The following is a 22,418-nucleotide window of genomic DNA, read 5'->3' as shown; positions in this document are numbered from 1 at the left end:
CCGGTAGGCCCCTGGCGCAAATGTCCCCCGGCCGCGTGGCGGCCTCCTCCTTTATTTTGCCCAGGGGCCTACCGGCGGCTACGGGGCTACGCTCGCGGTCCGCAGGTGGATGCCGAGCTTCTTTGAGGGCGGTCGGTGGGTCGGGCGCGTCAAGGGCCGCAGGCCGCTTTATGTACGCCTCCGAACGAGAGAAAGCGTGCCCGCAGTAGCTATGCGGTTTTTCCTAAACTGTTCATTAAATGAGACCAGCCCTATTCACAATGCGCTGCGGTATATTCATGGCTTAGCCCGCGTCGACGTGCCAAGCAAGCCAAGGCCGCTGCGCTGGGCACCGCCGGTTACGGCACCGTGAGTTGAAGAGGGCATATGGCGCTGGTTTTCAGTGATGACGTCTGGGATCGCTGGCGCTTGCCGGCACTGACCCTGGCCGCCGTGGCCATCATCGTGGTCCCGTGGCTGACGCTGCGGAAGCTGTCCGAAGAAAATACCGAAGCCATGCGCTGGGTGACCCATACCCAGGATGTGGGCGTGGCGGTGTACCAGTTGCAGGCCGATGTGCGCGACGTGGAGTCGGCTGCGCTGACCATGTCCAAAGGCATCGACGCGCCGGGTCTGCGCGAGCGTCTTGGCCAAGCCAAGGACATCCCGCAGCGGCTGCAGCGGCTGACTGAACTGACCCGCGACAATCCCGAACAGCTGGTCCGCATCGGCCGCATCCAGTCGATGGTGGAACGGCGTATGGAACTGGCCAGGCAACTGGCGCGCTCGGCACCGGATTCGGACCAGCGCGAACTGGTCAAGGACCTGACCACCCGCTATCCGATCCGCAAGCTGATCGAAGAACTGCAGTCCAACGAAGAGACACTGCTGGCAGAGCGCAGCGCCGTATTCCAGAAACAGCAGCGCCAGGGCGAGTTCGTGTCGTGGTCGGCGCTGCTGGTGCAGTTGTCGCTGCTGGGCCTGGTGCTGTGGTTGCTGCATCGCCAGATCAGCCATCGCGCCAGCGCCGAGAAAGCCTCGCAGCGTTCGGCCGCACGCGCCGCCTCGGTGTTGAACACCGTGCGTGAGCCGATCGTGCTGCTCGACCGTGAGTTGAAAGTGCAGCTGCATAATCCGGCCTTTGCCGAGCTCTACGGCCTGGATGAAACCAGCACCGAGATCCGCAGCCTGGACAGCATCGGCGACGGCGCCTGGAAGGATGCGGTGGTGCGCCAGCGGCTGATCGATGTGCTGCTGCGCGGCCGCGAGCTGTGGGATTACGAACACGAGCAGCGCACCGCCGACGAGCAGGTGCGCACCATGCTGATCAATGCCCGGCGCATGCCGCTGCCGGACAAGGACGATGAGGTGGTGCTGATGACGGTCAGCGATGTGACCGTGCAGCGCGCCGTGCAGCAGCGCGTGGAAGAACTGAACCGGCAGCTGGAAGGCAAGGTGGAACAGGTGTCCGAGGTGAACCGCGAGCTGGAAGCCTTCAGCTACTCGGTGTCCCACGATCTGCGCGCGCCGCTGCGCCACGTCGCCGGCTTCTCCGACAAACTTACCCGCCACCTGGGCGATCAGGCCGACGAAAAGTCGCTGCACTACCTCGGGGTGATTTCCAACTCGGCACGCCGCATGGCCGCGCTGATCGACGACCTGCTGGTCTACTCGCGGCTGGGCCGGGCGGCGATGCGGATGCAGGCGGTGGACATGCAGTCGCTGGTGGCCGACACGCGCGCCATGCTCGATGCCAACCTGCAGAGCGAGGCCGAGGAAACCGGCGTGCGCCGCCACGTGGAGTGGAAGATCGCCCCACTGCCGATCCTGGTGTCCGATGAGAACATGATGCGCCAGGTGTGGTTGAACCTGCTGGGCAATGCCCTCAAGTATTCGTCCAACCGCGACCCGGCCCGGATCGAGGTCGAGTACCAGCAGCAGCCCGATGGCGGCCACCTGTTCACGGTGCGCGACAACGGCGCCGGTTTCGACATGGCCTACGCCGGCAAGCTGTTTGGTGTGTTCCAGCGGCTGCACAAGGCCAGCGACTACCCCGGCACCGGTATCGGCCTGGCCAGCGTACGCCGCGTACTGACCCGCCACGGCGGCCGCATCTGGGCCGAGTCGGCCGTCGATGCCGGCGCCACGTTCCACTTCCTGCTTCCCCCTGCGCTCGACGCAATCAACAAGGGCTCCGCCGCATGACCGCACTCCGCACCATCCTCCTCGCCGAGGACAGCCCTGCCGACGCCGAGATGGCCGTCGACGCCCTGAAAGAGGCCCGCCTGGCCAACCCGATCGTGCACGTCGAAGACGGCGTGGAAGCGATGGACTACCTGCTGCGCCGCGGCGCCTTCGCCAACCGCGAGGAAGGCCTGCCGGCGGTGCTGCTGCTGGATATCAAGATGCCGCGCATGGACGGCCTGGAAGTGCTGCGCGAGATTCGCAACACCGAAGAGCTCAAGCGCCTGCCGGTGGTGATCCTGTCGTCCTCGCGCGAGGAAAGCGACCTGGCCCGCAGCTGGGACATGGGCGTGAATGCCTATGTGGTCAAGCCGGTGGACGTGGACCAGTTCTTCGGTGCGGTGCAGACCCTGGGCAAGTTCTGGGCGGTCATCAACCAGGCGCCGGAGATCGAGTAAGCCATGCCGCTGACTGGCCCGTCCCTGGGTATGCTGCGCGTCCTGCTGGTGGAAGATTCCGCCGAGGACGCCGAACTGATGTGCGAGCAGATGCTCGATGCCGGTCTTGAAGCCAGCTTCGAGCGGGTGGAGAGCGCGGGCGAGCTGCGCGAGGCGCTGAGCCGTTTCTCGCCGGACATCGTGTTGTCCGACCTTGCCATGCCCGGTTTTTCCGGCAACGAAGCGCTGCAGATCGTGCGCGGCTGGCATCCGGATGTGCCCTTCATCTTCGTGTCCGGCACGATGGGTGAGGAAAACGCGGTGGCCGCGCTGCACCAGGGCGCCAACGACTACATCATCAAGCACCAGCCGGCGCGGTTGCCCTCGGCGGTGGCGCGCGCGGTACGCGAGTCGCGCAGCAGCATGGACCGCCAGCGGGTGGAAGCCGAGCTGATGCGTGCCCAGCGCCTGGAAAGCCTGTCGCTGCTGGCCGCCGGGCTCAGCCACGACCTGCGCAACATCCTGCAGCCGCTGCTGATCATGCCCGACCTGCTCAAGGCGCGGACCCAGGACCCGCAGCTGCACCACCTGGCCGACATCATCGCCGAGTGCGGCCGGCGCGGGCACGAGATGGCCGAGTCGATGCTGTCCTTCGTGCGTGGCTCACGCAAGCCCAGTGAGCAGATCTGCATCGCGCACCTGTTCGAGGCGGTGGAGCTGCTGTTGCGCAGCAACCTGCCGGCCAAGGTCAGCCTGCACCTGGACGTGGCCGATGAAGGCCTGGCCGTGGATGCCAACTACACCGAGCTGCAGCAGGTGCTGTTGAACCTGTCCTTGAACGCGATCCAGGCGATGCCCAACGGCGGGCGACTGACGCTGCGCGCGGCCGCCGACCGCGATGGCCAGGGCGAGGAGTGGCTGCGCATCTCGGTGACCGACGAAGGCACCGGCATGGATGCCGACACGCTGTCGCATCTGTTCAACCCGTTCTTCACCACCAAGGCCAACGGCACCGGCCTGGGGCTGATCTCGTGCAAGCGCATCGTCGAAGGCGTGCACGGCAGCATCCACGTGGACAGCACGGTCGGGGTCGGGACGCGTTTCGACCTGCTGCTGCCGATGCAGGAAGTGGCCACCGACAGCGAGGCGGTGGATCAGCCGATTGCCGCCGGCACCGGGCAGTCGATCCTGGTGGTGGATGGCGAGGCCACGCGTCTGTCGCTGCTGGGCAACGCGTTGTCCAGCCAGGGCTACCACCTGCAGCTGGCCTCCGACGGCGCCGCGGCGCTGCGCTGGATGCAGCAGGAAGCAATGCCGGCCCTGGTGATCGCCGATGCCGGTTCCAAGCTGTTGTCGGCCAGCCACCTGCTGGGCGAAATGGCCGCGCTGGGCTTCCGCGGGCCGGCGCTGGTGCTGGAAGAGGCCGACGTCACCGTGCCACTGGCGGTGTTCCCGTCGACGATCAACGTGCACGTGCTGCGCAAGCCGCTGGAAATGCAGCAGGTGTTCCGTTCGGTGGCCGAGGCGTTGGAGACGGCCTGATCGTGGTGGGATGACCACGGTAGTGCCGGCCGTTGGCCGGCTCTGCCTGCACCCCACAGTGTCGGGTGGCCGGCCAGCGGCCGGCCCTGCGGTTTCAGGCCTCTTCCCATGGAAACCGGGGCAGGGTGGTTACCGCCTGCTCCAGCTTGTGCGACCAACTGCCGTGGATCTGCGCATACAACGGGCTGTCGCCGGCCAGGCGCATGCGCTGGCTGATGCGCAGGTCATCCTTGCGGATCAGCACCAGATCCACCGGCAGGCCCACCGACAGGTTGGAGCGGATGGTCGAGTCCAGCGACACGATCGCCGTGCGCGCGGCATCTTCCAGCCGCGTCTGCGGGCGCAGGATGCGGTCCAGGATCGGCTTGCCGTACTTGGATTCGCCGATCTGCAGGAACGGGGTCTCCGGCGAGGCGGAAATCGCATTGCCGAGCGGGTAGATCATGTACATGCCCGGTTGTTCACCGGCGATCTGCCCGCCCAGGATCAGGGTGGCCTGGGTCATGATGCCGTCCTGTCCGGCGTCCTGCGTGGTGGCCTTGACCTGGCTGTCGACCAGCACGCGGCCGACGTACTCGGCCACCTCGAACAGGTGCCGGTAGGCGAGCAGGTTCTGCTCGCGCGCTTCCTCCACGTCGCGGCGCAGACGCGAGACCAGCAGTTGGGTGGTGGCCAGGTTGCCGGCGGCCATGATCACGAAGGCGGCCTGCCCGGGGAACTCGAATTCATGCAGCTTGCGATGGACCCGCACGTCGTCCAGCGACGCGTTGGTGCGGGTATCGGCGGCGAAGACCAGGCCTTCGTCCACCTCGATGCCGACGCAATAGGTCATGTCGGTGTCCTATGATGTGCACCCCGATTCTATGCGCAGGCCATGTTGGTCCCGTGTGGATTCGCCCCACGCACGCTGAATACCATGACCACTGTGCTCCTGAGCCTGGGCAGCAACCTGCAGCCGCAACAGCATCTTCACGCCGCGGTGGATGCGCTGCGCGCGCGCTTCGGCGCGATCGCGGTCTCGCCGGCCTACCGTACCGCCGCAGTCGGCTTCGACGGCCCGGATTTCCTCAACAATGCGGTGGCGATCGACACCGATGTGCCGCTGGATGCGCTCGATGCCTGGCTGCATGCGCTGGAAGACGCGCACGGCCGCGACCGCAGCGGCCCGCGCTTCTCCGACCGCACCCTGGACCTGGACGTGGTGTTCTACGGCGACCTGATCGTGGAAGGCCCGGGCCACCTGCGCATTCCGCGCCCGGAACTCAAGCACGCCTTCGTGCTCAAGCCGCTGGCCGACATCGCCCCGGACTTCATCGACCCGGTCAGCGGCCTGTCCCTGGCCGCGCTGTGGCGCGCCCATCGCCAGTACGGCGAGGCGTTCGAGACGATGGAACTGCTGCCCATGTGCCGGCCGCTGGCCGGCTCCACGTGAACCTGGCACCGCCTGGTTGCCGGCCAGCGGCCGGCACTACCGGGGCGGTTGCATCGTTTGGTCGTCGGCCAGCGGCCGGCATTACGACAGCGTTCGGCCGCCATCCACGCGCAGCGTGTGCCCGGTGATGAAGGGCGCATCGGTCACCAGCCAGTACACCGCCTCGGCGATCTCCTCCACCGTGCCGGTACGCGCCAGCGGGGTGCGCAGCAGCAGCGCCTGCTGGGCGAAATCGTCCTTGCCCTGTTCCGGCCACAGGATCGCGCCGGGGGCCACCGCATTGACCCGCACCTTGGGTGCCAGTTCCAGCGCGAGTGAGCGGGTGATCATTTCCAGCGCCGCCTTGGCCGCGCTGTAGACCGGGTGGTCGCGCATCGGCTGGGTGCCGTGCAGGTCGGTCAGGTTGACGATGCAGCCCAGGTGCCGGCGCAGCTGCGGTGCGGCGGCCTGGGCCAGCAGCAGCGGGGCGCGCGCGTTGACCGCGAACAGATCGTCCCAGTGTTCGGCGGTGATCTGGCCGAGCAGGGTGGGGTAGAAGTTGGAGGCGTTGTTGACCAGCGCATCCAGCCGCCCGAACTGGGCCACGGTCTGCTCGACCAGATCGGGGATGGCGTCGGCGTCACGCAGGTCGGCCTGCAGCGCCAGCACGCTGCCAGGGCGCAGCATGTCCAGGTCGAAGGCCATCTGCTGCAGCTCGGCGGTGGAGGTATGCGCGTGCAGCACCACCGACCAGCCACAGGCATGGAACTGGCGGGCGATCGCCGCGCCGATCCGGCGCGCGCTGCCGGTGATCAGCACGACGGGTGCGGTATCGGTCATCGGGGGTACTCCCTGCTCGGCTATGCTGTGCATTGTCACCGCAATCGCCTGCCTCATGCATTCGCCACTGCCCACCCCCGATACCGACGCCCTGGCCCACAGCGACCAGCTGGCCGCGGCGCTGCGCGCCGACATCCTTGCCAACGGCGGCGCCATCCCGTTCGCACGGTTCATGGAGCTGAGCCTGTATACGCCGGGACTGGGGTATTACAGCGCCGGTGCCAGCAAGTTCGGCGAATCCGGCGATTTCACCACCGCCCCGGAACTGGGCCCGCTGTTTGCCGCCACCGTGGCCAATGCGATCGCCCCGGTGATGCAGCAACTGGGCCCGCAGGCGCGCTTCATGGAGCTGGGCGGCGGCAGCGGCGCGTTTGCCGAGGTGCTGCTCAAGCGCATGCTGGAACTGGACGCGCTGCCCGAACGCTACGCGATCCTGGAACCCAGCGCGGACCTGCGCGAGCGCCAGCGCGAGCGTCTGGAAAAGGCCTTGATCGGCCCGGTGTTCGAACTGGTGGAGTGGTTGGACGGCCCGTTCGAGGACGACTGGGACGGCATCGTGTTCGCCAACGAGGTGATCGATGCGCTGCCGACGCCGCGCTTCCTGGCGCGCGACGGCATGGTCTATGAGGAAACCGTGGAGTTGGATGCGCAGGGCGCCTTCGTGCGTGGCGCGCAACCGGCCGATGCCATGCTCAGCGCGGCGGTGCGCCACATCGAGCATTACCGTGAGAAGCCGTTCGCCGATGGCTACCGTTCCGAACTGCTGCCGCAGCTGCCGTACTGGATCCAGGCCGTGGCCGGCGGCATGCAGCGCGGCGCGATGCTGTTCATCGATTATGGCTACCCGCGTGGCGAGTATTACCAGGACGAACGCGACGACGGCACGGTGCGCGCGTTCTACCGCCACCAGGTGCACAACGATCTTTACCGGTGGCCGGGCCTGCAGGACCTGACCGCGTCGGTGGATTTCACCGCGCTGGCCGAGGCCGGCACCGGTGCCGGGTTCGAGATCGCCGGGTACTGCACCCAGGCCAATTTCCTGCTGGGCAACGGGCTCGATGCGCTGCTGGCCAAGGCCGAGGCGCGCGTGGACGAGTTCGGCAAGGTGCGCCTGCGTGATCAGGTCAAGAAACTCACCCTGCCCACCGGCATGGGCGAGCGCTTCCAGGTGATGGGGTTCCAGCGTGACGTTGAATTCGAGGCCGCGTTCCTGCTCGGCGACCTGACCTGGCGCCTCTGAGATGACCATGACAGGGATGTTGAAGCCGCTGCGCTGGCCGCGCTTCTGGCTGGGTCTGTGGTGGCTGGCGATCGCGGTGACCATCACCGTCTGCCTGATTCCGCCGCCGCCGCTGGACCTGCCCAAGAACAGCGACAAGGTGGAGCATTTTCTTGCCTACTTCCTGTTGGCCGCTTCGGCGGTGCAGATCTACCGCACGCGCGCAGCCCTGCTGTGGGCCGGCGCCGGCCTGGTCGGGCTGGGCATCGGCATCGAGTTCCTGCAGGGCGCATTGACCGACAACCGCATGGCCGACCCGATGGACGCGCTGGCCAACAGCGTGGGGGTGATCGCGGGCATGGCGATCGCATTTACCCCGTTGCGCAACCTGCTGCTGCGCCTGCACGGATAGAAAGGCATCGGTAATGCCGGCCGCTGGCCGGCAACCAAGCGACGCAAGACCGGTAGTGCCGGCCGCTGGCCGGCAACCAAGCGACGCAAGACCGGTAGTGCCGGCCGCTGGCCGGCAACCAGGCAACGCCAGACCGGTAATGCCGGCCCATGGCCGGCAACCAGGCAACGCAAGACCGGTAATGCCGGCCGCTGGCCGGCAACCAGGCAACGCAAGACCGGTAATGCCGGCCGCTGGCCGGCAACCTCAGCGCGGCACCAGCGTCAACGCATCCAGCACCCACATCGTCGGCCGCGTATCCCCGGTAAAGCGCACGCACAGATCCTGCGTCCCCTTCACCGACCGCGGCAGCGCGGCTTCCAACGTGATGAACCCATCCGTACCGGGCTTGGCGGGCAGCTTCACCGTCGCCAGCGGCGTGCCATCGCAGGTTCCGTTGAGCACGTCCATCTCGCCATGCGCACTGCGTGCGGGGCTGAACTTCCGCTGCGGTTCGTCGTGCGCCAGCTGGAAGTAATACGGAATCTGGCCGGCACGCACGCGCACTTTGGCGATGCCGTCGACATCGGCGTCCTTCCACAACCAGCACGGGTTGAAGATATTGACGTTGAAGATCGCGCGCGGGCCATCGGCCGGGCCATCGTCTTCCAGCCGCAGCAGCAGCTTGCCTTCGCCCGGGCACATCGCCAGCTGCTCGTCGCTGCGGCTCAGCAGCGACGTGGCGGTGATGTCGAAGCGACTGGCCGCGCTGGCCAATGCCTTGCCGTCGAAGAACGTGGCCGCCTGCAGGGTGATCGGCAACGGCTGGGTCAGCGGCGTGGTGTAGCGCGGCGACTGCGCGGTGACCGCGCTGCCATCGGTGCTGTAGTGGATGTCATAGCCCAGCGGCGTGCGCAGTGCCAGCGTGGCGGTGCCGGCCTTGCGGTCGTCATGGCTGTCCAGTTCCACCTGCAGCGGCGTCTGCGCGTAGGCGATGCCCATGGCCTGCCAGCGCTGCAGCTGGCTCGGCAGGCGTGCCAGGAAATCGGCGTAGTCGCGGCGCTCGCGCGGCGACCAGCCGGTTTCGGCCACGGCGGCCAAACGCGGGAACAGGTTGTGCTGCAGGCGCGCGTAGCTGCGCGTGTGCTCGGTGAACATGTTGGCCTGCAGGCCGAGGATATGCTGCTGCTTGTCCTTGGCCAACGCCTCGGGCACCGGCTCGAAGCCATACACGCGCCCCAGCGGCGTGGACAGCGGGCGGCCCGGCGGTTCGTTGGGCGAGTGGGTCTGCAGGTAGTCCATGTACATATCGGTGACCGGCGACATCACCACGTCGTGGCCTTCGCTGGCGGCTTTCAGGCCGCCTTCGGTGCCGCGCCAGGACATCACCGTGGCCTCCGGCGGCAACCCGCCTTCAAGGATTTCATCCCAGCCGATCAGGCGCCGGTCGTGCTGCTCCAGGAAGGTCTCCAGGCGTTTGATGAGGTGGCTCTGCATCTCCATTTCATTGCCTGCGCCAACCTCGCGCATGCGCGCCTGCACGCGTGCCGAGGCTTCCCACTGGTCCTTGACGGCCTCGTCGCCGCCGACGTGCACGTACCTGGCCGGGAACAGGGTGATCACTTCTTCCAGCACGTTTTCCAGGAAGGTGAAGGTGCTTTCCTCGGTGTTGAACAGGTTGGGGAACACGCCCCATTCGCTGAGCGGCTTCAGCGGCGTGTACAGCGTGCCCAGTTCGGGATAGGCGGCGATCGCGGCGGTGGCGTGGCCGGGCACGTCGATTTCCGGGATCACCTGGATATGCCGGGCGGCGGCATAGGCGATCACGTCGCGGATCTGGTCCTGGGTATAGAAGCCGCAATACGGGCGTTCGGCGCCGGTGACCGGATCGCGGCCACCATCGCCGGCCGGAATACGACAGCTGCCGATCCCGGTCAGTTTGGGATAGCGCTTGATCTCCATGCGCCAGCCCTGGTCATCGGTGAGATGCCAGTGGAAGGTATTGAGCTTCTGTTCGGCCATCGCGTCGAGCACGCGCTTGATCTCGTCCAGGCTCTGGAAGTGGCGCGCCGAATCGAGCATCAGGCCACGCCAGCTGAAACGCGGTGCATCGTCGATGCGCAGCGCCGGCAGGACGCCGTTGCTGCCGCCACTGAGCAGTTGCGACAGGGTGGCTGCACCGTAGAACAGGCCGGCCTCGGTAGCTGCCTGCACGGTCACGCCGTCGCGGCCCGAGCGCAGCTGGTAGCCTTCGGCGCCGGTCTTGAGCGTGCGGTTCAACACGAAGTGGATGCCGTTGCCGCCGCGCGTGCCGGCCACGTTCAGCACCGGGCCGCCGCTGTCGTGCAGCAACGTAGTGAACTGGGTAGCCACGCGTTGCGCGGCCTCGCCCTTGGCCCACACCGGGGTGCCGGCGACCGCGCTGAAGCCGCTGCCGTCGAGGCGTTCGACCTTGGCCGGCGCCGGCATCAACGGCAGTGGGCCGGCCATGGCGCGGGGGCCAGCAGTGGCCGGGGCATCGGCGGCCTGCGCGAGCGGTGCCAGGGACAGGGCCAATGCGAAGGAGAGCAGTGACAGCGAGGTACGACGGGTGCGGGTATGCATCGGGTCATTCCTGTGTTGCGAATCGGGTTCCACCTGTGAAAACGGGCCCGGAGATCCGGGCCCGTTTCAGGTGTGCAGCATAGTGCTATGGCAATCAGAACTTGAAGTGCACCGTAGCCATGTAGCGGCGGCCGCTCTTATAGCGCGAGGCCAGGTGGTCCTTGTCGCCGAGGTACTGGAAATACTCTTCGTTGAGCAGGTTCTGCGCGTCCAGCGTCAGCGACCAGTTCTCGGTGAAGGTGTAGCCGAAGCTGGCGCCGAGCTCGGCGTAGTCGTCCACGCTGGCCGGTGCCGAGCCTGCGACGTAGCCGCCGGCCAGGTAGCTGTCACGCCAGTTGTAGGTCAGGCGTGCATTGATCGGGCCCTTTTCGAAGTACGGGCTGAGCGCGATCGAGTTGCGCGACTGGTACGGCAGCGGATCACCGGAGTTGTTCTCGCCGTTGGCGTAGGTGTAGTTCGCCGTCAGGCCGAAGCCGCTTTCACCGAAGGGCTGCTGGAAGCTGATGTTGAAGCCCTTGATGTGGCCGCTACCGGCATTGCGCGGACGCTGGATGCTGTAGTCGCAGTAGCCGTCGGCGGCGCAGCCGTTGGTGCCTACGATGTTGGCCCAGGTGGCCGGCGAGGTGTCGCGGATCGAGTTGTACTGGCGCTCGGTGACCGCGCTGGTGTCGATGTAGTTGTCGATCTTCTTGTAGAACAGCGACCAGGCCACCACCGACTGCGGGGCGAAGTAGTACTCGGCCGACAGGTTGTAGTTCCAGGACTCGTACGGGGACAGTGCCGCATTGCCGCCACTGCCGGTGAGCGTGGTGTCGTTGAGGAAGGTGTTGTTCACCATCTGGTTGTACGGCGCCCAGGCAATGACCTTGCTCGCGCCGAAGCGGAACACCCAGTCGCTGGAGGTGTCATAGACCAGGTTGACCGACGGCAGCAGGAAATCTTCCTTCCTGGTCTGGGTCTGCCACTTGCTGTCCAGGTCGGTCAGGGTCGGCGTGCCGCCGTAGACGAAGCCGCTGCCTGCGGTCTTGGAATCGACATAACGCACGCCGACGTTGCCGCGCACCGGGCCGTTGGAGAAGTTCAACTGCGCGTAGGCCGCGTTGTTGGTCTGTTCCAGTGCCCAGCTGTTGTTGAGGTAGCTGGCCGGATCGGGGTTGGCGTAATCCAGCGGGCTGCCCTTGACCCAGTTCAGCACGTTGTCGCGGCCAACCTGCACGTGGCGGCCGTGGCCGTCGCTGAAGCCCTGGATGTCGGTCAGCCCGATGGTGCCCACGTCGGCCAGGGTGCCCGGACGCACGCCGCCATATACGTTCAGGTCGAAGCTCTCTTCATGCTTGCCGTGGCGCACGCCGAACTGCAGCTGGTTGAAGATGCTGTCGAACTGCACGTTGAAGTCCAGCTGTGCGTAGGTGTCCTTGCTGTCGGTGGAGAAGATGCCGTTGTTGCCGAACCAGCCACCGGCCGAACCCCAGTTGGCCGGGTTGCGCGCGGCCTCGGCGTTGTCGAAGGTGATGCCCTTGTCCAGGTTCCAGCTGAAGCCGCCGTTGTAGAACGGTTCGATGAAGTACTGGGCCAGGTCCTTGTTCTCGGACTTGCTCTGGCCCACCTGGCCGCTGATGCCCCAGCCATCGCCCTTCCAGGCGCCACGCAGGTCCAGGCCCTTGGTGGTCACTTCGGATTCGCGCACGTTGTTGTCGTAGATCACCGTGCCGCTGTTGGCCGTCGCGCTGGCGTTGGAGTGGCCGCTGTTGACCACGCCGTTGCGCACGTCGCCGAGCTGGTTGACCGCACCGACGGTACCCGGGTTCCAGGTCAGGAAGGAGTACATCGACTGGTTGTAGTTGTCGAAGTTTTCCTTGATGTACAGGCCGCTCAGGTTGAACTCGAGTTCCTCGCTCGGCTTGAACTGCAGGTTGACCACGGCGCTGTCGCGCTTGCGGTCCTGCTGGAACCACGCGGCGTTGACCGAGTTGGGCACGTCCGCGTTCGGGTCCACGCCCGGCGCATTGGTGAAGGTGGACGCCTTGGCGTAGCCGAACACTTCCATGCCCTGGCGATCCACGCGCTCTTCATAATGCTGCGCGGCGACGTTCACGCCGAAGGTTTCGTCGTTGTTCTTCCAGCTGTAGATCGCCGAGGCGTTCGGCTTGCCCTTGCTGGCCTGGTCGCTGTAGCTGTAGCCCACCGAGGCGGCCACTTCGTTGGCGCGCATGTCCAGCGGCTGGCGGGTGTGCATCAGGATGGTGCCGCCCAGGCTGCCTTCGGTCAGGCGCGCTTCGGAGGACTTGATGACTTCCATGCGGCCCAGGATCAGCGGCGACAGCAGGGTGTAATCGAAGCCGCGGTTGGGCTGTTCGCCATACAGCCAGATCGCCTGCGCGACCGGGTGGCCGTCGAGGAAGGACAGGTTCAGGCTGGGATCGGTGCCGTCGATGCTGACCCGCTCACCCTGGCCGAAACGGCGATCCAGCGAGATGCCCGGCAGCTGCGACAGCGCTTCGGCCACGTTGGTGCTGGGGAACTTGCCGATGTCCTCGGCGGTGATCGCCTCGGAGATGGTCACGTTGTTGCGCTTGGTATCCAGCGATTTTTCCAGGCTGGCGCGGATGCCGACGACGCTGACCGTGTCCAGGTCGGTGGGGGTGCTGGAGGTTTCCTGCGCCTGCGCGCCGAACACCAGACAGCTGAAAATGGCTGCCGAAAGCAGACTCTTGCGGTGGTTCATGATGTCTCTCCTCATCAATCCGATGGTTCGCCGGCGACGGCGTGTCTTCTTGCGTCTGGTACGACTTTGCCGCGCGCCCTTTGCCGGGCGCGCCATGGGTGCCACGTACTGCGTGTTGCGTGCCCGGCGCGCCGTGTCAGGCGTGCGGGTGGTCCCTATGTCCCAGGTACCAGCTGGCGGCGCCGATGACGCCCAGCTGCCCGTGCTCGACCACCTTCACGGGAATGCGTTCCAGCGCTTCGCGCATCGGGCCCTTGTTGAGGTACCGCGGTACGAACGTGCTGTTCAACAGGAATTGACGGATCTGCGGCAGGATGCCGCCGGCCAGGTAGACACCGCCGGTGATGCCGTACTGCAGGGCCATGTCGCCGATGGTGCTGCCGAGCAGGCCGCAGAACACCTCCAGGCTCAGCCGTGCCAGCGGGTCCTGGTCGGCCATGGCCGCGGCGGTGACCGCATCGGGGCTGGCCAGCGTCGGCGGCTGGTGGTTGAGTGCACACAGGGCGCGATAGAGATTCATCAGCCCAGGGCCGGACAGCGCGTGCTCGACCGACACATGCGCATGTTCGCGCTGCATCTGGCGCACGATCGCCATTTCCAGCTCGGTGGTGGTGGCCAGGGTTGGCTGTCCGGCTTCGGTGGCCAGCACCACCGCGCCGTGCGCGGTCGGAATCCAGACCGCCGCGCCCAGGCCGGTACCGGGGCCGACCACCAGGGTCGGGCCGCGCGGTGCGCTGGCCGGGCCGGTCAACTGCAGCACGCCGCTGGCATCGACCTGGGACGCGGCGTAGGCCACGGCCTCGAAGTCGTTGACGATGTAGACCTGGTCCAGGCCGACGTCCTGTTCGATGCGGCGCGCCGACAGGGGCCAGGGCACGTTGGCGGTGATCACCGTGCCGTCGGCGCGGGCAACGCCGGCGGTGGCCACCACGCAGTGCGCCGGACGCGGGCCGCTGCCGAGGAAGTCGGTCAGGATCGCGCTCAGGCCGGGATAGTCGGCATTGCGGAACTTGCGGTACTCCAGCAGCTGCACCGGATGGTCCGGATCGGTGCCGGCCTGGACCCGGGCCACGCGCACGTGGGTCCCGCCGACATCGGCGGCCAGGAAGGGCGGCACCGTGGCGGGCAGGTCATGGGCCTGGACGGAGTGGGCAGCTGCGGTCACACGGACTCCCTTGGATGTGCGCAGGTCCAGCGATAAGGCCTGGCGATTGAGGGGGAGTCTGTAATCGTTCTGACAACGATGTCAACGATAACCTCACACTTTCGATGTTGCGCCGCAACGGGCGCCCCTCTGGGAAAACGTTTTCAGCCAACGGCCGTCATGTTTTTGCAACCGAGCGGGAATGACCGCATGGCGCACCGCCAAGCGTGGCGGGGCATGCGATCTGCGCAGGTGCAGCACGACCGCTTCGGCAGGTTGGGCAAAAACCGCTTGTTGACAAACCCGATCGCCCCGACGAATAAATGTGACAACGTTGTTCCCAGCCACTCTTCCGACGCCGCCCCGCGCCGTCGATGCAGGAGCTCTCTTGATGTCTGCCGTGCCTGCTGCCTCCGCGCGTTCAAGCGTGCTCACTTCGATCCTGATCATCGGCGTGCTGTTCTTCCTGATCGGCTTCTTCACCTGGCTCAACGGGCCGCTGATCACCTTCGTCAAACTGGCCTTCGAGCTGGACGAGGTCGGCGCCTTCCTGGTGCTGATGGTGTTCTACCTGTCCTACTTCTTCCTGGCGCTGCCGGCCTCGTGGATCCTCAAGCGCACCGGCATGAAGAAGGGCCTGAGCCTGAGCCTGCTGGTGATGGCCGCCGGTGCGGTGGTGTTTGCGCACTTCGCCCAGCAGCGCTGGTACCCGGGCGCGCTCAGCGGCCTGTTCATCATCGGCAGCGGGCTGGCCCTGCTGCAGACGGCGGTCAATCCGTACATCAGCATTCTCGGCCCGATCGAGACCGCTGCCCGGCGCATCGCGCTGATGGGCATCTGCAACAAGATCGCCGGCATGCTGGCGCCGGTGCTGATCGGCACGCTGGTGCTGCACGGCATCGGTGACCTGGATGCGCAGGTGAAGGTGGCCGACGCAGCCACCAAGACGGTGCTGCTGGATACCTTCGCCGCCAAGATCCAGCTGCCTTACATGGCCATGGCCGGGCTGCTGGTGGTGCTGGCGGTGGGCGTGCTGTTCTCGCCGCTGCCGGAACTGAAGACCGCCGAGGCCAATGCCACTCCGGCGCGCGCGCCCGGTGTGGCCGAGCGCACCAGCATCTTCCAGTTCCCGCACCTGTGGCTGGGCGTGCTGTGCCTGTTCGTCTACGTCGGCGTGGAAGTGATGGCCGGCGATGCCATCGGGACCTACGGGCACAGCTTCAACCTGCCGCTGGACCAGACCAAGATGTTCACCTCGATCACCCTGGGCGCCATGCTGCTGGGCTACCTGGCCGGCCTGGCGCTGATCCCGCACCGGGTCTCGCAGTCGCGCTACCTGAGCATCTCGGCCATCCTGGGCGTGCTGTTCTGCATCGGCGCGCTGCTCTCCCATGGCTATGTGTCGGTCGGTTTCGTCGCCGCGCTGGGCTTTGCCAACGCGATGATGTGGCCGGCGATCTTCCCGTTGGCGATCCGTGGCCTGGGGCGCTTCACCGAAACCGGCTCGGCGCTGCTGGTGATGGCCATCGCCGGCGGGGCGATCATTCCCCAGGCGTTTGCGGTGCTCAAGCAGCATTTTGACTTCCAGTGGGTGTTCGCCGGGCTGATGGTGCCGTGCTACCTCTACATCCTGTTCTACTCGGTGCGCGGGCACCGGGTGGGGCTTTCCCGCGACGGGCAGTGATCGGCGATCATGGACGTCCAACGGGACCCGCAGGAAAAGAGCATGCGCAGAGCGACCATCAAGGATGTTGCCGAACGGGCCAAGGTGTCGCTGAAGACGGTCTCGCGCGTCATCAACAATGAACCCTCGGTCATGCAGGCCACCCGCGCGCGGGTACTGCGGGCCATCGCCGAACTGGATTACGAGCCCGATCCGGCCGCGCGCAACCTGCGCACCGGCACCACGCTGGTGGTCGGTCTGGTCTACGACAACCCCAACCCGTACCACATCATCGGCGTGCAGAATGGCGTGTTGGCAGCCTGCCGCGAAACCGGGTTCGGACTGCAGATCCATCCCTGCGATTCAAGCTCGCCGATGCTGGCTGAGGAACTGGCCGACTGGGTGCAGCGTTCACGGTTGGCCGGGCTGGTGCTGACCGCGCCGATGTCCGAACGCGCCGATCTGGTCGCGGCACTGACCGCGCGCGGCATCAAGCTGGTGCGGATCATCGCCGCCACCGCCGATCCCGAAGACGGTGCGTGCGTGTTCGTCGATGACCGCGAGGCCGCGTATGAAATCACCGAGCACCTGATCCAACTCGGCCACCTGCGCATCGGTTTCCTCTGGGGCGGCAGCTCGCACCGCTCCAGCGGCGAGCGCTATGCCGGCTATGAAGCGGCGCTGCGCGACTACGGCATGAGCATCGACAAGCACCTGGTGGTGCAGGGCGATTACACCTTCGACGATGGTTTCCGTGGCGCGCGTCGGCTGCTGGCGCTGCGCGAGCCGCCGACGGCGATCTTCGGTTCCAACGATGAAATCGCGGCCGGCGTGCTGGCCGCCGCCAAGTCGGCGGGGATGAACGTGCCCTACGACCTGTCCATCGCCGGTTTCGAGGACAGCCCGTTTTCGCGCCAGTCGTGGCCACCGCTGACCACCGCCAAGCAGGCCACCGAAGACATCGCCCGGCATGCCGCGCGCCTGCTGATCGCGCAGCTGCGCAGCGATGCCTACGACGACGCACCGCTGCAGCTGCAGAACCAGGGCTTCGTGCCGCAGCTGGTGGTGCGCGGTTCCACCGCGCCGATGCGCCCGCAGGGCGCGCGCCCTCCTTCTCCTGAAACCACCTGAGTCCCGCATGTCCCTGCCTGCCCCCCACGACACCCTGATGTACCGCGAAGCCGCCGAAGCGGCCGATGTGATTGCCGCGCAGTTCGCGCGCAACCAGGCTGCGGTGGAAACCCTGGCCGCCAGCCTGCGCGCGGCACCACCGCCGTTCGTGGTGACCTGCGCGCGGGGCAGCTCGGACCACGCCGCCACCTACGCCAAGTACCTGCTGGAAACCACGCTGGGCCTGGTCACCGCGTCGGCCTCGCCATCGGTGGGCTCGGTCTACGAAGCGCCGCTGAAACTGCGCGGTGCGCTGTACATCGTGATTTCCCAGTCGGGCAAGAGCCCGGACCTGCTGCGCAACGCCGAGGCCGCGCGTGCGGCCGGTGCGCGCGTGGTGGCGCTGGTCAATGTCGAGGACTCGCCGCTGGCGCAGCTGGCCGACACCGTGATCCCGCTCGGGGCCGGCGCCGAGCGCAGCGTCGCGGCAACCAAAAGCTACCTGGCCTCGCTCTCGGCGATCCTGCAGCTGGTGGCCTACTGGAGCCAGGATGCGGCGCTGATCGCCGCGCTGCGCACGCTGCCAGACGCGCTGCGCCAGGCCTGGAACAGCGACTGGTCCGCACTTACCGAGGGGCTGGTCCCGGCACACAATCTGTTCGTGCTCGGCCGCGGACTGGGCCTGGGCGCGGCGCAGGAAGCCGCACTCAAATTCAAGGAAACCTGTGGCCTGCATGCCGAAGCCTACAGCTCGGCCGAAGTGAAGCACGGCCCGATGGCGCTGGTGGGTCCGGGCTTCCCGGTGCTGGCCTTCGCCCAGCCCGATGAAACCGGCGCCGGTACCCGCGCAGTACTGAAGGAATTCGCTGCACGCGATGCGCAGGTGTGGCTCTCCGATGCCGACGGCGATCTACCGCTGCCGGCGGCTCCACATCCGGCCTGCGCGCCGCTGCTGCACGTGCAGGCGTTCTATCGCGCAATCAATGCACTGGCGCTGCGCCGCGGGCACAACCCGGACCTGCCGCCGCATCTGAACAAGGTGACGGAAACCGTCTGATGAAAACCGTGCTGCGCAACGCCCGCATCCTGGCCGGCGACGAATTCCGCGATGACCTGGCGGTAGTGATCGAAGCCGGCCGCATCACCGCGCTGGTCTCCGATGCCGCCCCGCAGCTGGGCACCGCCGACGAACAGGTGGACCTCGGCGGCGGCTGGCTGCTGCCCGGCTTCATCGACGCCCAGGTCAATGGCGGCGGCGGTGTGCTGTTCAACAACACGCCGGACGTGGAGAGCCTGCGCCGGCTTGCCGCCGCGCACCGCCGCTTCGGCACCACCGGGCTGCTGCCGACGCTGATCAGCGACGACGTGCAGGTGATGCGCCGCGCGATCGACGCGACCCGTTCGGCCATCGCGCAGGGCGTGCCGGGCGTGCTCGGCATCCATCTGGAGGGCCCGTACATCGCCCCTGCGCGCAAGGGCACCCACGACGCCAACACGTTCCGCGTGCCCGATGCCGAGGAGATCGCGCTGGCGGCCTCGCTCGACAACGGCGTCACCCTGCTCACGCTGGCGCCCGAGCGGGTGCCGCTGGAGAGCATCCGCGCGCTGGTCGAACGCGGCGTGATCGTCGCCGCGGGGCACACCGCAGCGAGTTACGAAGAAGCACGCGCCGGGCTGGATGCCGGCATCCGTGGCTTCACCCATCTGTACAACGCGATGTCGCCGTTGACCGGGCGCGAGCCGGGTGCGGTGGGCGCGGCGCTGGAAGACCGCGACAGCTGGATCGGGATCATTGCCGATGGGGTGCACGTGCATCCGGCCAGCCTGCGCGTGGCGCTGGCGGCCAAGCCGCGCGGCAAGGTCATGCTGGTCACCGACGCGATGCCGCCGGTGGGCGCGGACAGCCCAAGCTACGAACTGTATGGCGAGGTGATCACCGCCGTGGATGGGGTGGTGCGCAACGCGGCCGGCTCGTTGGCCGGATCGGCACTGGACATGGCCACTGCCGTGCGCAATGCGGTGCAGCTGCTCGGCCTGCCGCTGGACGAAGCGGCGCGCATGGCCTCGCGCTATCCGGCGCAGTTCCTCAACCTGGACGACCGACTGGGCGAGATCGCCGAAGGCTACCAGGCCGACCTGGTGCTGCTGGACGACGCGCTGCAGGTGCGCAGCACCTGGATCGCCGGCCAGCGCGAGGACGCATGAGCGCTGCCGCCGCGCCGCGCATGGGCTCGATCGACGCCCTGCGCGGGCTGACCGTGGCCGCGATGCTGCTGGTCAACAACCCCGGCGACTGGGGCCATGTGTACGCGCCGCTGCTGCACGCCGATTGGCATGGTTTTACCCCGACCGACCTGATTTTTCCGCTGTTCCTGTTCATTGCCGGCGTGTCGATGGCCTTCAGCCTGGCACCGCGCGCGGGCCAGCAGACGCTGCGTCCGGCCCTGCGCAGTGGCCTGCTGCAGCGTGCGCTGCGCATCGCGCTGGCCGGTGCGCTGCTGCACCTGCTGGCCTGGTGGTTGATGGACCTGCCGGCCTACCGGCTGTGGGGCGTGCTGCAGCGGATCGCGCTGTGCGTGGCGGTGGTCGGACTGCTGGCCATCCAGACGCGCGCCCGCACGCAATGGGCGGTGCTGGTCGGACTGCTGCTGGCGTACACCGCGCTCCTGCTGGGGGCCGATTCGCTGGCCCCGTTGGTCAACCCGGCCAGCCGCCTGGATACTGCGTTGTTCGCGCCGCTGCTCTACAAGTACGACCCGCTGACCGGGCTCGGCCACGACCCCGAAGGGCTGCTGAGCAGCCTGGGCGCGGTCGCCACGACGGTGCTGGGCCTGCGTGCGGGCGCGTGGCTGCGCACAGGGCAGGTGGGCGGGCTGGCGGTGCTGGCAGCGGCATGCCTGCTCCTGGGCGGCGTGGCGGCCCTGTGGCTGCCCCTCAACAAGCAGCTGTGGACCCCCAGTTTCGTGCTGTGGACCGGCGGGCTGTCGGTGACGGCCTTGTTGCTGGCCCACCTGCTGGTTGATCGCTGGGGCGCGCCCGCGCTGGGCCGGCGCTTCGGCGTCAACGCCATTGCGGCTTACCTTGGCTCGTCGGCGATGGCGCTGCTGCTGATGGCCAGCGGCGCATGGGGGTGGCTGTACCTGGCCCTGTCGACGCTGCTGCCGACGGCCCCCAAACTGGCCTCGCTGCTGTGTGCGGTGGGGTTCGTGGCGGTGTGGTGGGGCGTGGTGTGGGCGTTGGACGCGCGACGCATCTACCTCAAAATCTAACTGTGGCATCACATTCTTTTACCCCCCTCATCACGGCGCGACGGTAAAAGTACTGACGTCGGTCTGCATAGAACCACTGGGCCGGTGCCGTACCCCTCTTGTAGAACAGGAAAGGCGTATGCGCTCCATGACCGTTTCGCCGGCACGCACCGTGCTCGCCGACCGCATTTCGCACTGGCTGCGCCTGGGGTGCCGGGGAGCCTTTGGCACGCTCCTGCTGACCGGGGCCGCGCCGGCGTGGGCCGGCTGCGACAACCCCGCCCCCGGTCAGGGCCAAACGGTGACCTGCTCGACCGCAGCGCCCAATCCGGATCCAGTGCCGATCGTCACCGCCGGTGGCGCATCGAACACGACCATCAACGTGCTGGCCAACGCGCAGCTCGGTATCGCCAGCGGCAACGCGATCACCGTGCAGGCCGGCAGCGGGCATGTCATCGACAACAGTGGCAGCATCATCGCCAACGCGGGGCGCGCGCTGCAGCTCGATGGGGCCACCTACCTGATCAACCGCGGCACCATTGCCGGCAGTACCGGCGGCGTCGTGTCCGGTGCCGGCAACGACCGCATCGACATGCTCGGCGGCAGCATCCAGGGCGGCGTGCTGCAGGGCGCAGGCAACGACACCCTGGTGATCGGCGACGGCGTGATCGACAGCGTCGACCAGGGCGATGGCGAGGACACTCTGCAAATCAGCGGCGGCAGCGTGACCGGCCCCGTGGTGCAGGGCTCGGGCATCGACACCTTCCTGATGACCGGTGGCAGCATCGGCGCGCTGCTGCAGGGCGACGCGCTGGACCGCTTCCGCATGACCGGCGGCCGCATTGTTGGGGCGTTCGACGATGGCGACTATGCCGAAATGACCGGCGGCCGCATCGGCCGGGTGAACATGAAGCTGGACGACAACACCTTCCTGATGTCCGGCGGCACCATCGACGGCAACCTGGTCACCGGCTTCGGGCGCGACACCATCGTGCTGTCCGACGGGTACATCGGCGGCAACATCAGCGTCAGCGGCGGCGATGACGCGGTGACCATCACCGGCGGCACCGTGCGCGGTGAAATCCGGCTGAGCTTCGGCAACGACACCCTGACCTGGAACGGCGGCGGGGTGGTGTACGGGGCCATCGATTTCGGCGAAGGCAATGACGTCGCGCAGCTGACCAACCTCAATAACGCCCACCTGGGCGCACTGCCGGTGTTCGACGGTGGGCCGGGCAATGACGTGCTCGGTTTCGACAACGTCAAAACCAGCGGCGTGGCGCGCTTTGCCAACTGGGAGCAGGTGGCGCTGCGCGACGATACCCAGCTGGCCTTCGACGGCACCCTGCTGCTGGGCGACAGCGCCAGTGGCACCGGCCGCCTGGATATCGATGCCACCAGCGCGGTGTTTGGCGGTGGCAGCAACGGCGGCGTCGCCCCGTTCGTCGCCGGGCAGCTGGCCACGCTCACCAACGCCGGTCGCATCGACCTGAGCAACGGTGGCGGTGTGGGCGATACCTTCACCGTGGTTGGCAACTATGTCGGCACTGGCGGCGCGCTGTACCTCAACACCGTGCTGGGCGACGACAGCTCGGCGTCGGACAAGCTGGTGATCTCCACCGGCAGCGCCAGTGGTACCACCGGCGTGGGCATCCTCAACGCCGGCGGCGGCGGTGCCTCCACCGTGGCCGACGGCATCCTGGTGGTGCAGGCGATCAACGGCGCCACTACCGCGCCCAGCGCGTTCGCGCTGTACAACCCGGTCGCCGCCGGGGCGTACGAGTACTTCCTGTTCAAGGGCGGGGTCAGCGGCGGTACTGCCGAGAACTGGTACCTGCGCTCGACCCTGGTGGCCGCCGCCACCCCCGCACCGTCGCCCGCGCCCGGCGGCATCCTGGCGACACCGCCGCCGCCACCGGAG

The 22,418-nt window shown here is 67.3% G+C and carries 16 protein-coding genes and 1 pseudogene; 12 read left to right on the top strand and 5 right to left on the bottom strand.

From position 1 onward, the window contains the following. Window positions 1–366: 366 nt before the first annotated feature. Genes AC1DR7_RS18160 through AC1DR7_RS18150 form a run of 3 tightly spaced genes read left to right on the top strand, consistent with a single transcriptional unit; the run spans window position 367 to window position 4,142 of the window. The gene (locus tag AC1DR7_RS18160; protein WP_256777096.1) at window positions 367–2,184 is read left to right on the top strand and encodes a sensor histidine kinase; all 1,818 of its coding nucleotides are present in this window, start codon (window positions 367–369) and stop codon (window positions 2,182–2,184) included. Then, entirely contained in the window at window positions 2,181–2,621 is a 441-nt protein-coding gene (locus AC1DR7_RS18155; RefSeq protein ID WP_256777094.1) for a response regulator, read from the top strand. Before AC1DR7_RS18160 ends, AC1DR7_RS18155 begins: the two co-directional genes overlap by 4 nt. Window positions 2,622–2,624: 3 nt before the next feature. Next, complete coding sequence (locus AC1DR7_RS18150) at window positions 2,625–4,142, top strand: two-component system sensor histidine kinase NtrB (protein WP_457319954.1); 1,518 nt, start codon at window positions 2,625–2,627, stop codon at window positions 4,140–4,142. 94 nt (window positions 4,143–4,236) lie between these two features. On the opposite strand, the gene AC1DR7_RS18145 is transcribed toward AC1DR7_RS18150, so the two are convergent. Then, a complete protein-coding gene (locus AC1DR7_RS18145) occupies window positions 4,237–4,974 on the bottom strand; it encodes a proteasome-type protease (RefSeq protein WP_457319952.1) in 738 nt (245 codons plus the stop codon). Window positions 4,975–5,058: 84 nt separating this feature from the next. On the opposite strand from AC1DR7_RS18145, the gene folK reads away from it, so the two are divergent. After that, complete coding sequence (folK, locus tag AC1DR7_RS18140; protein ID WP_478076599.1) at window positions 5,059–5,574, top strand: 2-amino-4-hydroxy-6-hydroxymethyldihydropteridine diphosphokinase; 516 nt, start codon at window positions 5,059–5,061, stop codon at window positions 5,572–5,574. 81 nt (window positions 5,575–5,655) lie between these two features. Here folK and AC1DR7_RS18135 read toward each other — a convergent pair whose 3' ends face one another. Continuing rightward, window positions 5,656–6,393, bottom strand: coding sequence for a pteridine reductase (locus AC1DR7_RS18135; RefSeq protein WP_457319950.1), 738 nt, complete (start codon window positions 6,391–6,393; stop codon window positions 5,656–5,658). A gap of 55 nt (window positions 6,394–6,448) precedes the next feature. Here AC1DR7_RS18135 and AC1DR7_RS18130 point away from each other — a divergent pair, with 55 nt between their 5' ends. Further along, window positions 6,449–7,633 carry a class I SAM-dependent methyltransferase gene (locus AC1DR7_RS18130; RefSeq protein ID WP_256777088.1) on the top strand — a complete coding sequence of 395 codons (1,185 nt, stop codon included), beginning with the start codon at window positions 6,449–6,451 and terminating at the stop codon, window positions 7,631–7,633. A 1-nt stretch (window position 7,634) separates the two neighbouring features. Then, window positions 7,635–8,024, top strand: coding sequence for a VanZ family protein (locus tag AC1DR7_RS18125; protein ID WP_478052148.1), 390 nt, complete (start codon window positions 7,635–7,637; stop codon window positions 8,022–8,024). 246 nt (window positions 8,025–8,270) lie between these two features. Here AC1DR7_RS18125 and AC1DR7_RS18120 read toward each other — a convergent pair whose 3' ends face one another. The 3 genes from AC1DR7_RS18120 to AC1DR7_RS18110 all read right to left on the bottom strand — a co-directional run bounded on the left by AC1DR7_RS18120 (window position 8,271) and on the right by AC1DR7_RS18110 (window position 14,497). Next, on the bottom strand, window positions 8,271–10,607 hold the full coding sequence (locus AC1DR7_RS18120; protein WP_457320320.1) for a family 20 glycosylhydrolase: 2,337 nt from the start codon (window positions 10,605–10,607) through the stop codon (window positions 8,271–8,273). 94 nt (window positions 10,608–10,701) lie between these two features. After that, window positions 10,702–13,332, bottom strand: coding sequence for a TonB-dependent receptor (locus AC1DR7_RS18115; RefSeq protein ID WP_478051756.1), 2,631 nt, complete (start codon window positions 13,330–13,332; stop codon window positions 10,702–10,704). 136 nt (window positions 13,333–13,468) lie between these two features. Next, window positions 13,469–14,497, bottom strand: coding sequence for a glucokinase (locus tag AC1DR7_RS18110; protein WP_256777082.1), 1,029 nt, complete (start codon window positions 14,495–14,497; stop codon window positions 13,469–13,471). Window positions 14,498–14,867: 370 nt separating this feature from the next. Between AC1DR7_RS18110 and AC1DR7_RS18105 the strand changes: the two genes are divergently transcribed. The 6 genes and pseudogenes from AC1DR7_RS18105 to AC1DR7_RS18080 all read left to right on the top strand — a co-directional run. Further along, entirely contained in the window at window positions 14,868–16,160 is a 1,293-nt protein-coding gene (locus AC1DR7_RS18105; RefSeq protein WP_457318831.1) for a sugar MFS transporter, read from the top strand. A 42-nt stretch (window positions 16,161–16,202) separates the two neighbouring features. Further along, entirely contained in the window at window positions 16,203–17,270 is a 1,068-nt protein-coding gene (locus AC1DR7_RS18100; RefSeq protein WP_256777080.1) for a LacI family DNA-binding transcriptional regulator, read from the top strand. A 7-nt stretch (window positions 17,271–17,277) separates the two neighbouring features. Next, complete coding sequence (locus AC1DR7_RS18095; protein ID WP_457318828.1) at window positions 17,278–18,306, top strand: SIS domain-containing protein; 1,029 nt, start codon at window positions 17,278–17,280, stop codon at window positions 18,304–18,306. Continuing rightward, complete coding sequence (nagA, locus tag AC1DR7_RS18090; RefSeq protein ID WP_478051955.1) at window positions 18,306–19,454, top strand: N-acetylglucosamine-6-phosphate deacetylase; 1,149 nt, start codon at window positions 18,306–18,308, stop codon at window positions 19,452–19,454. The genes AC1DR7_RS18095 and nagA overlap by 1 nt, the downstream gene beginning before the upstream one ends. Next, the gene (locus tag AC1DR7_RS18085; protein WP_457318824.1) at window positions 19,451–20,518 is read left to right on the top strand and encodes an acyltransferase family protein; all 1,068 of its coding nucleotides are present in this window, start codon (window positions 19,451–19,453) and stop codon (window positions 20,516–20,518) included. Before nagA ends, AC1DR7_RS18085 begins: the two co-directional genes overlap by 4 nt. A 118-nt stretch (window positions 20,519–20,636) precedes the next feature. After that, window positions 20,637–22,418: pseudogene (locus AC1DR7_RS18080) on the top strand (autotransporter family protein); the annotation flags it as partial.

The organism is Stenotrophomonas sp. P5_A9 (assembly GCF_056400525.1).
This window is presented reverse-complemented; position numbering and strand designations above follow the sequence as displayed.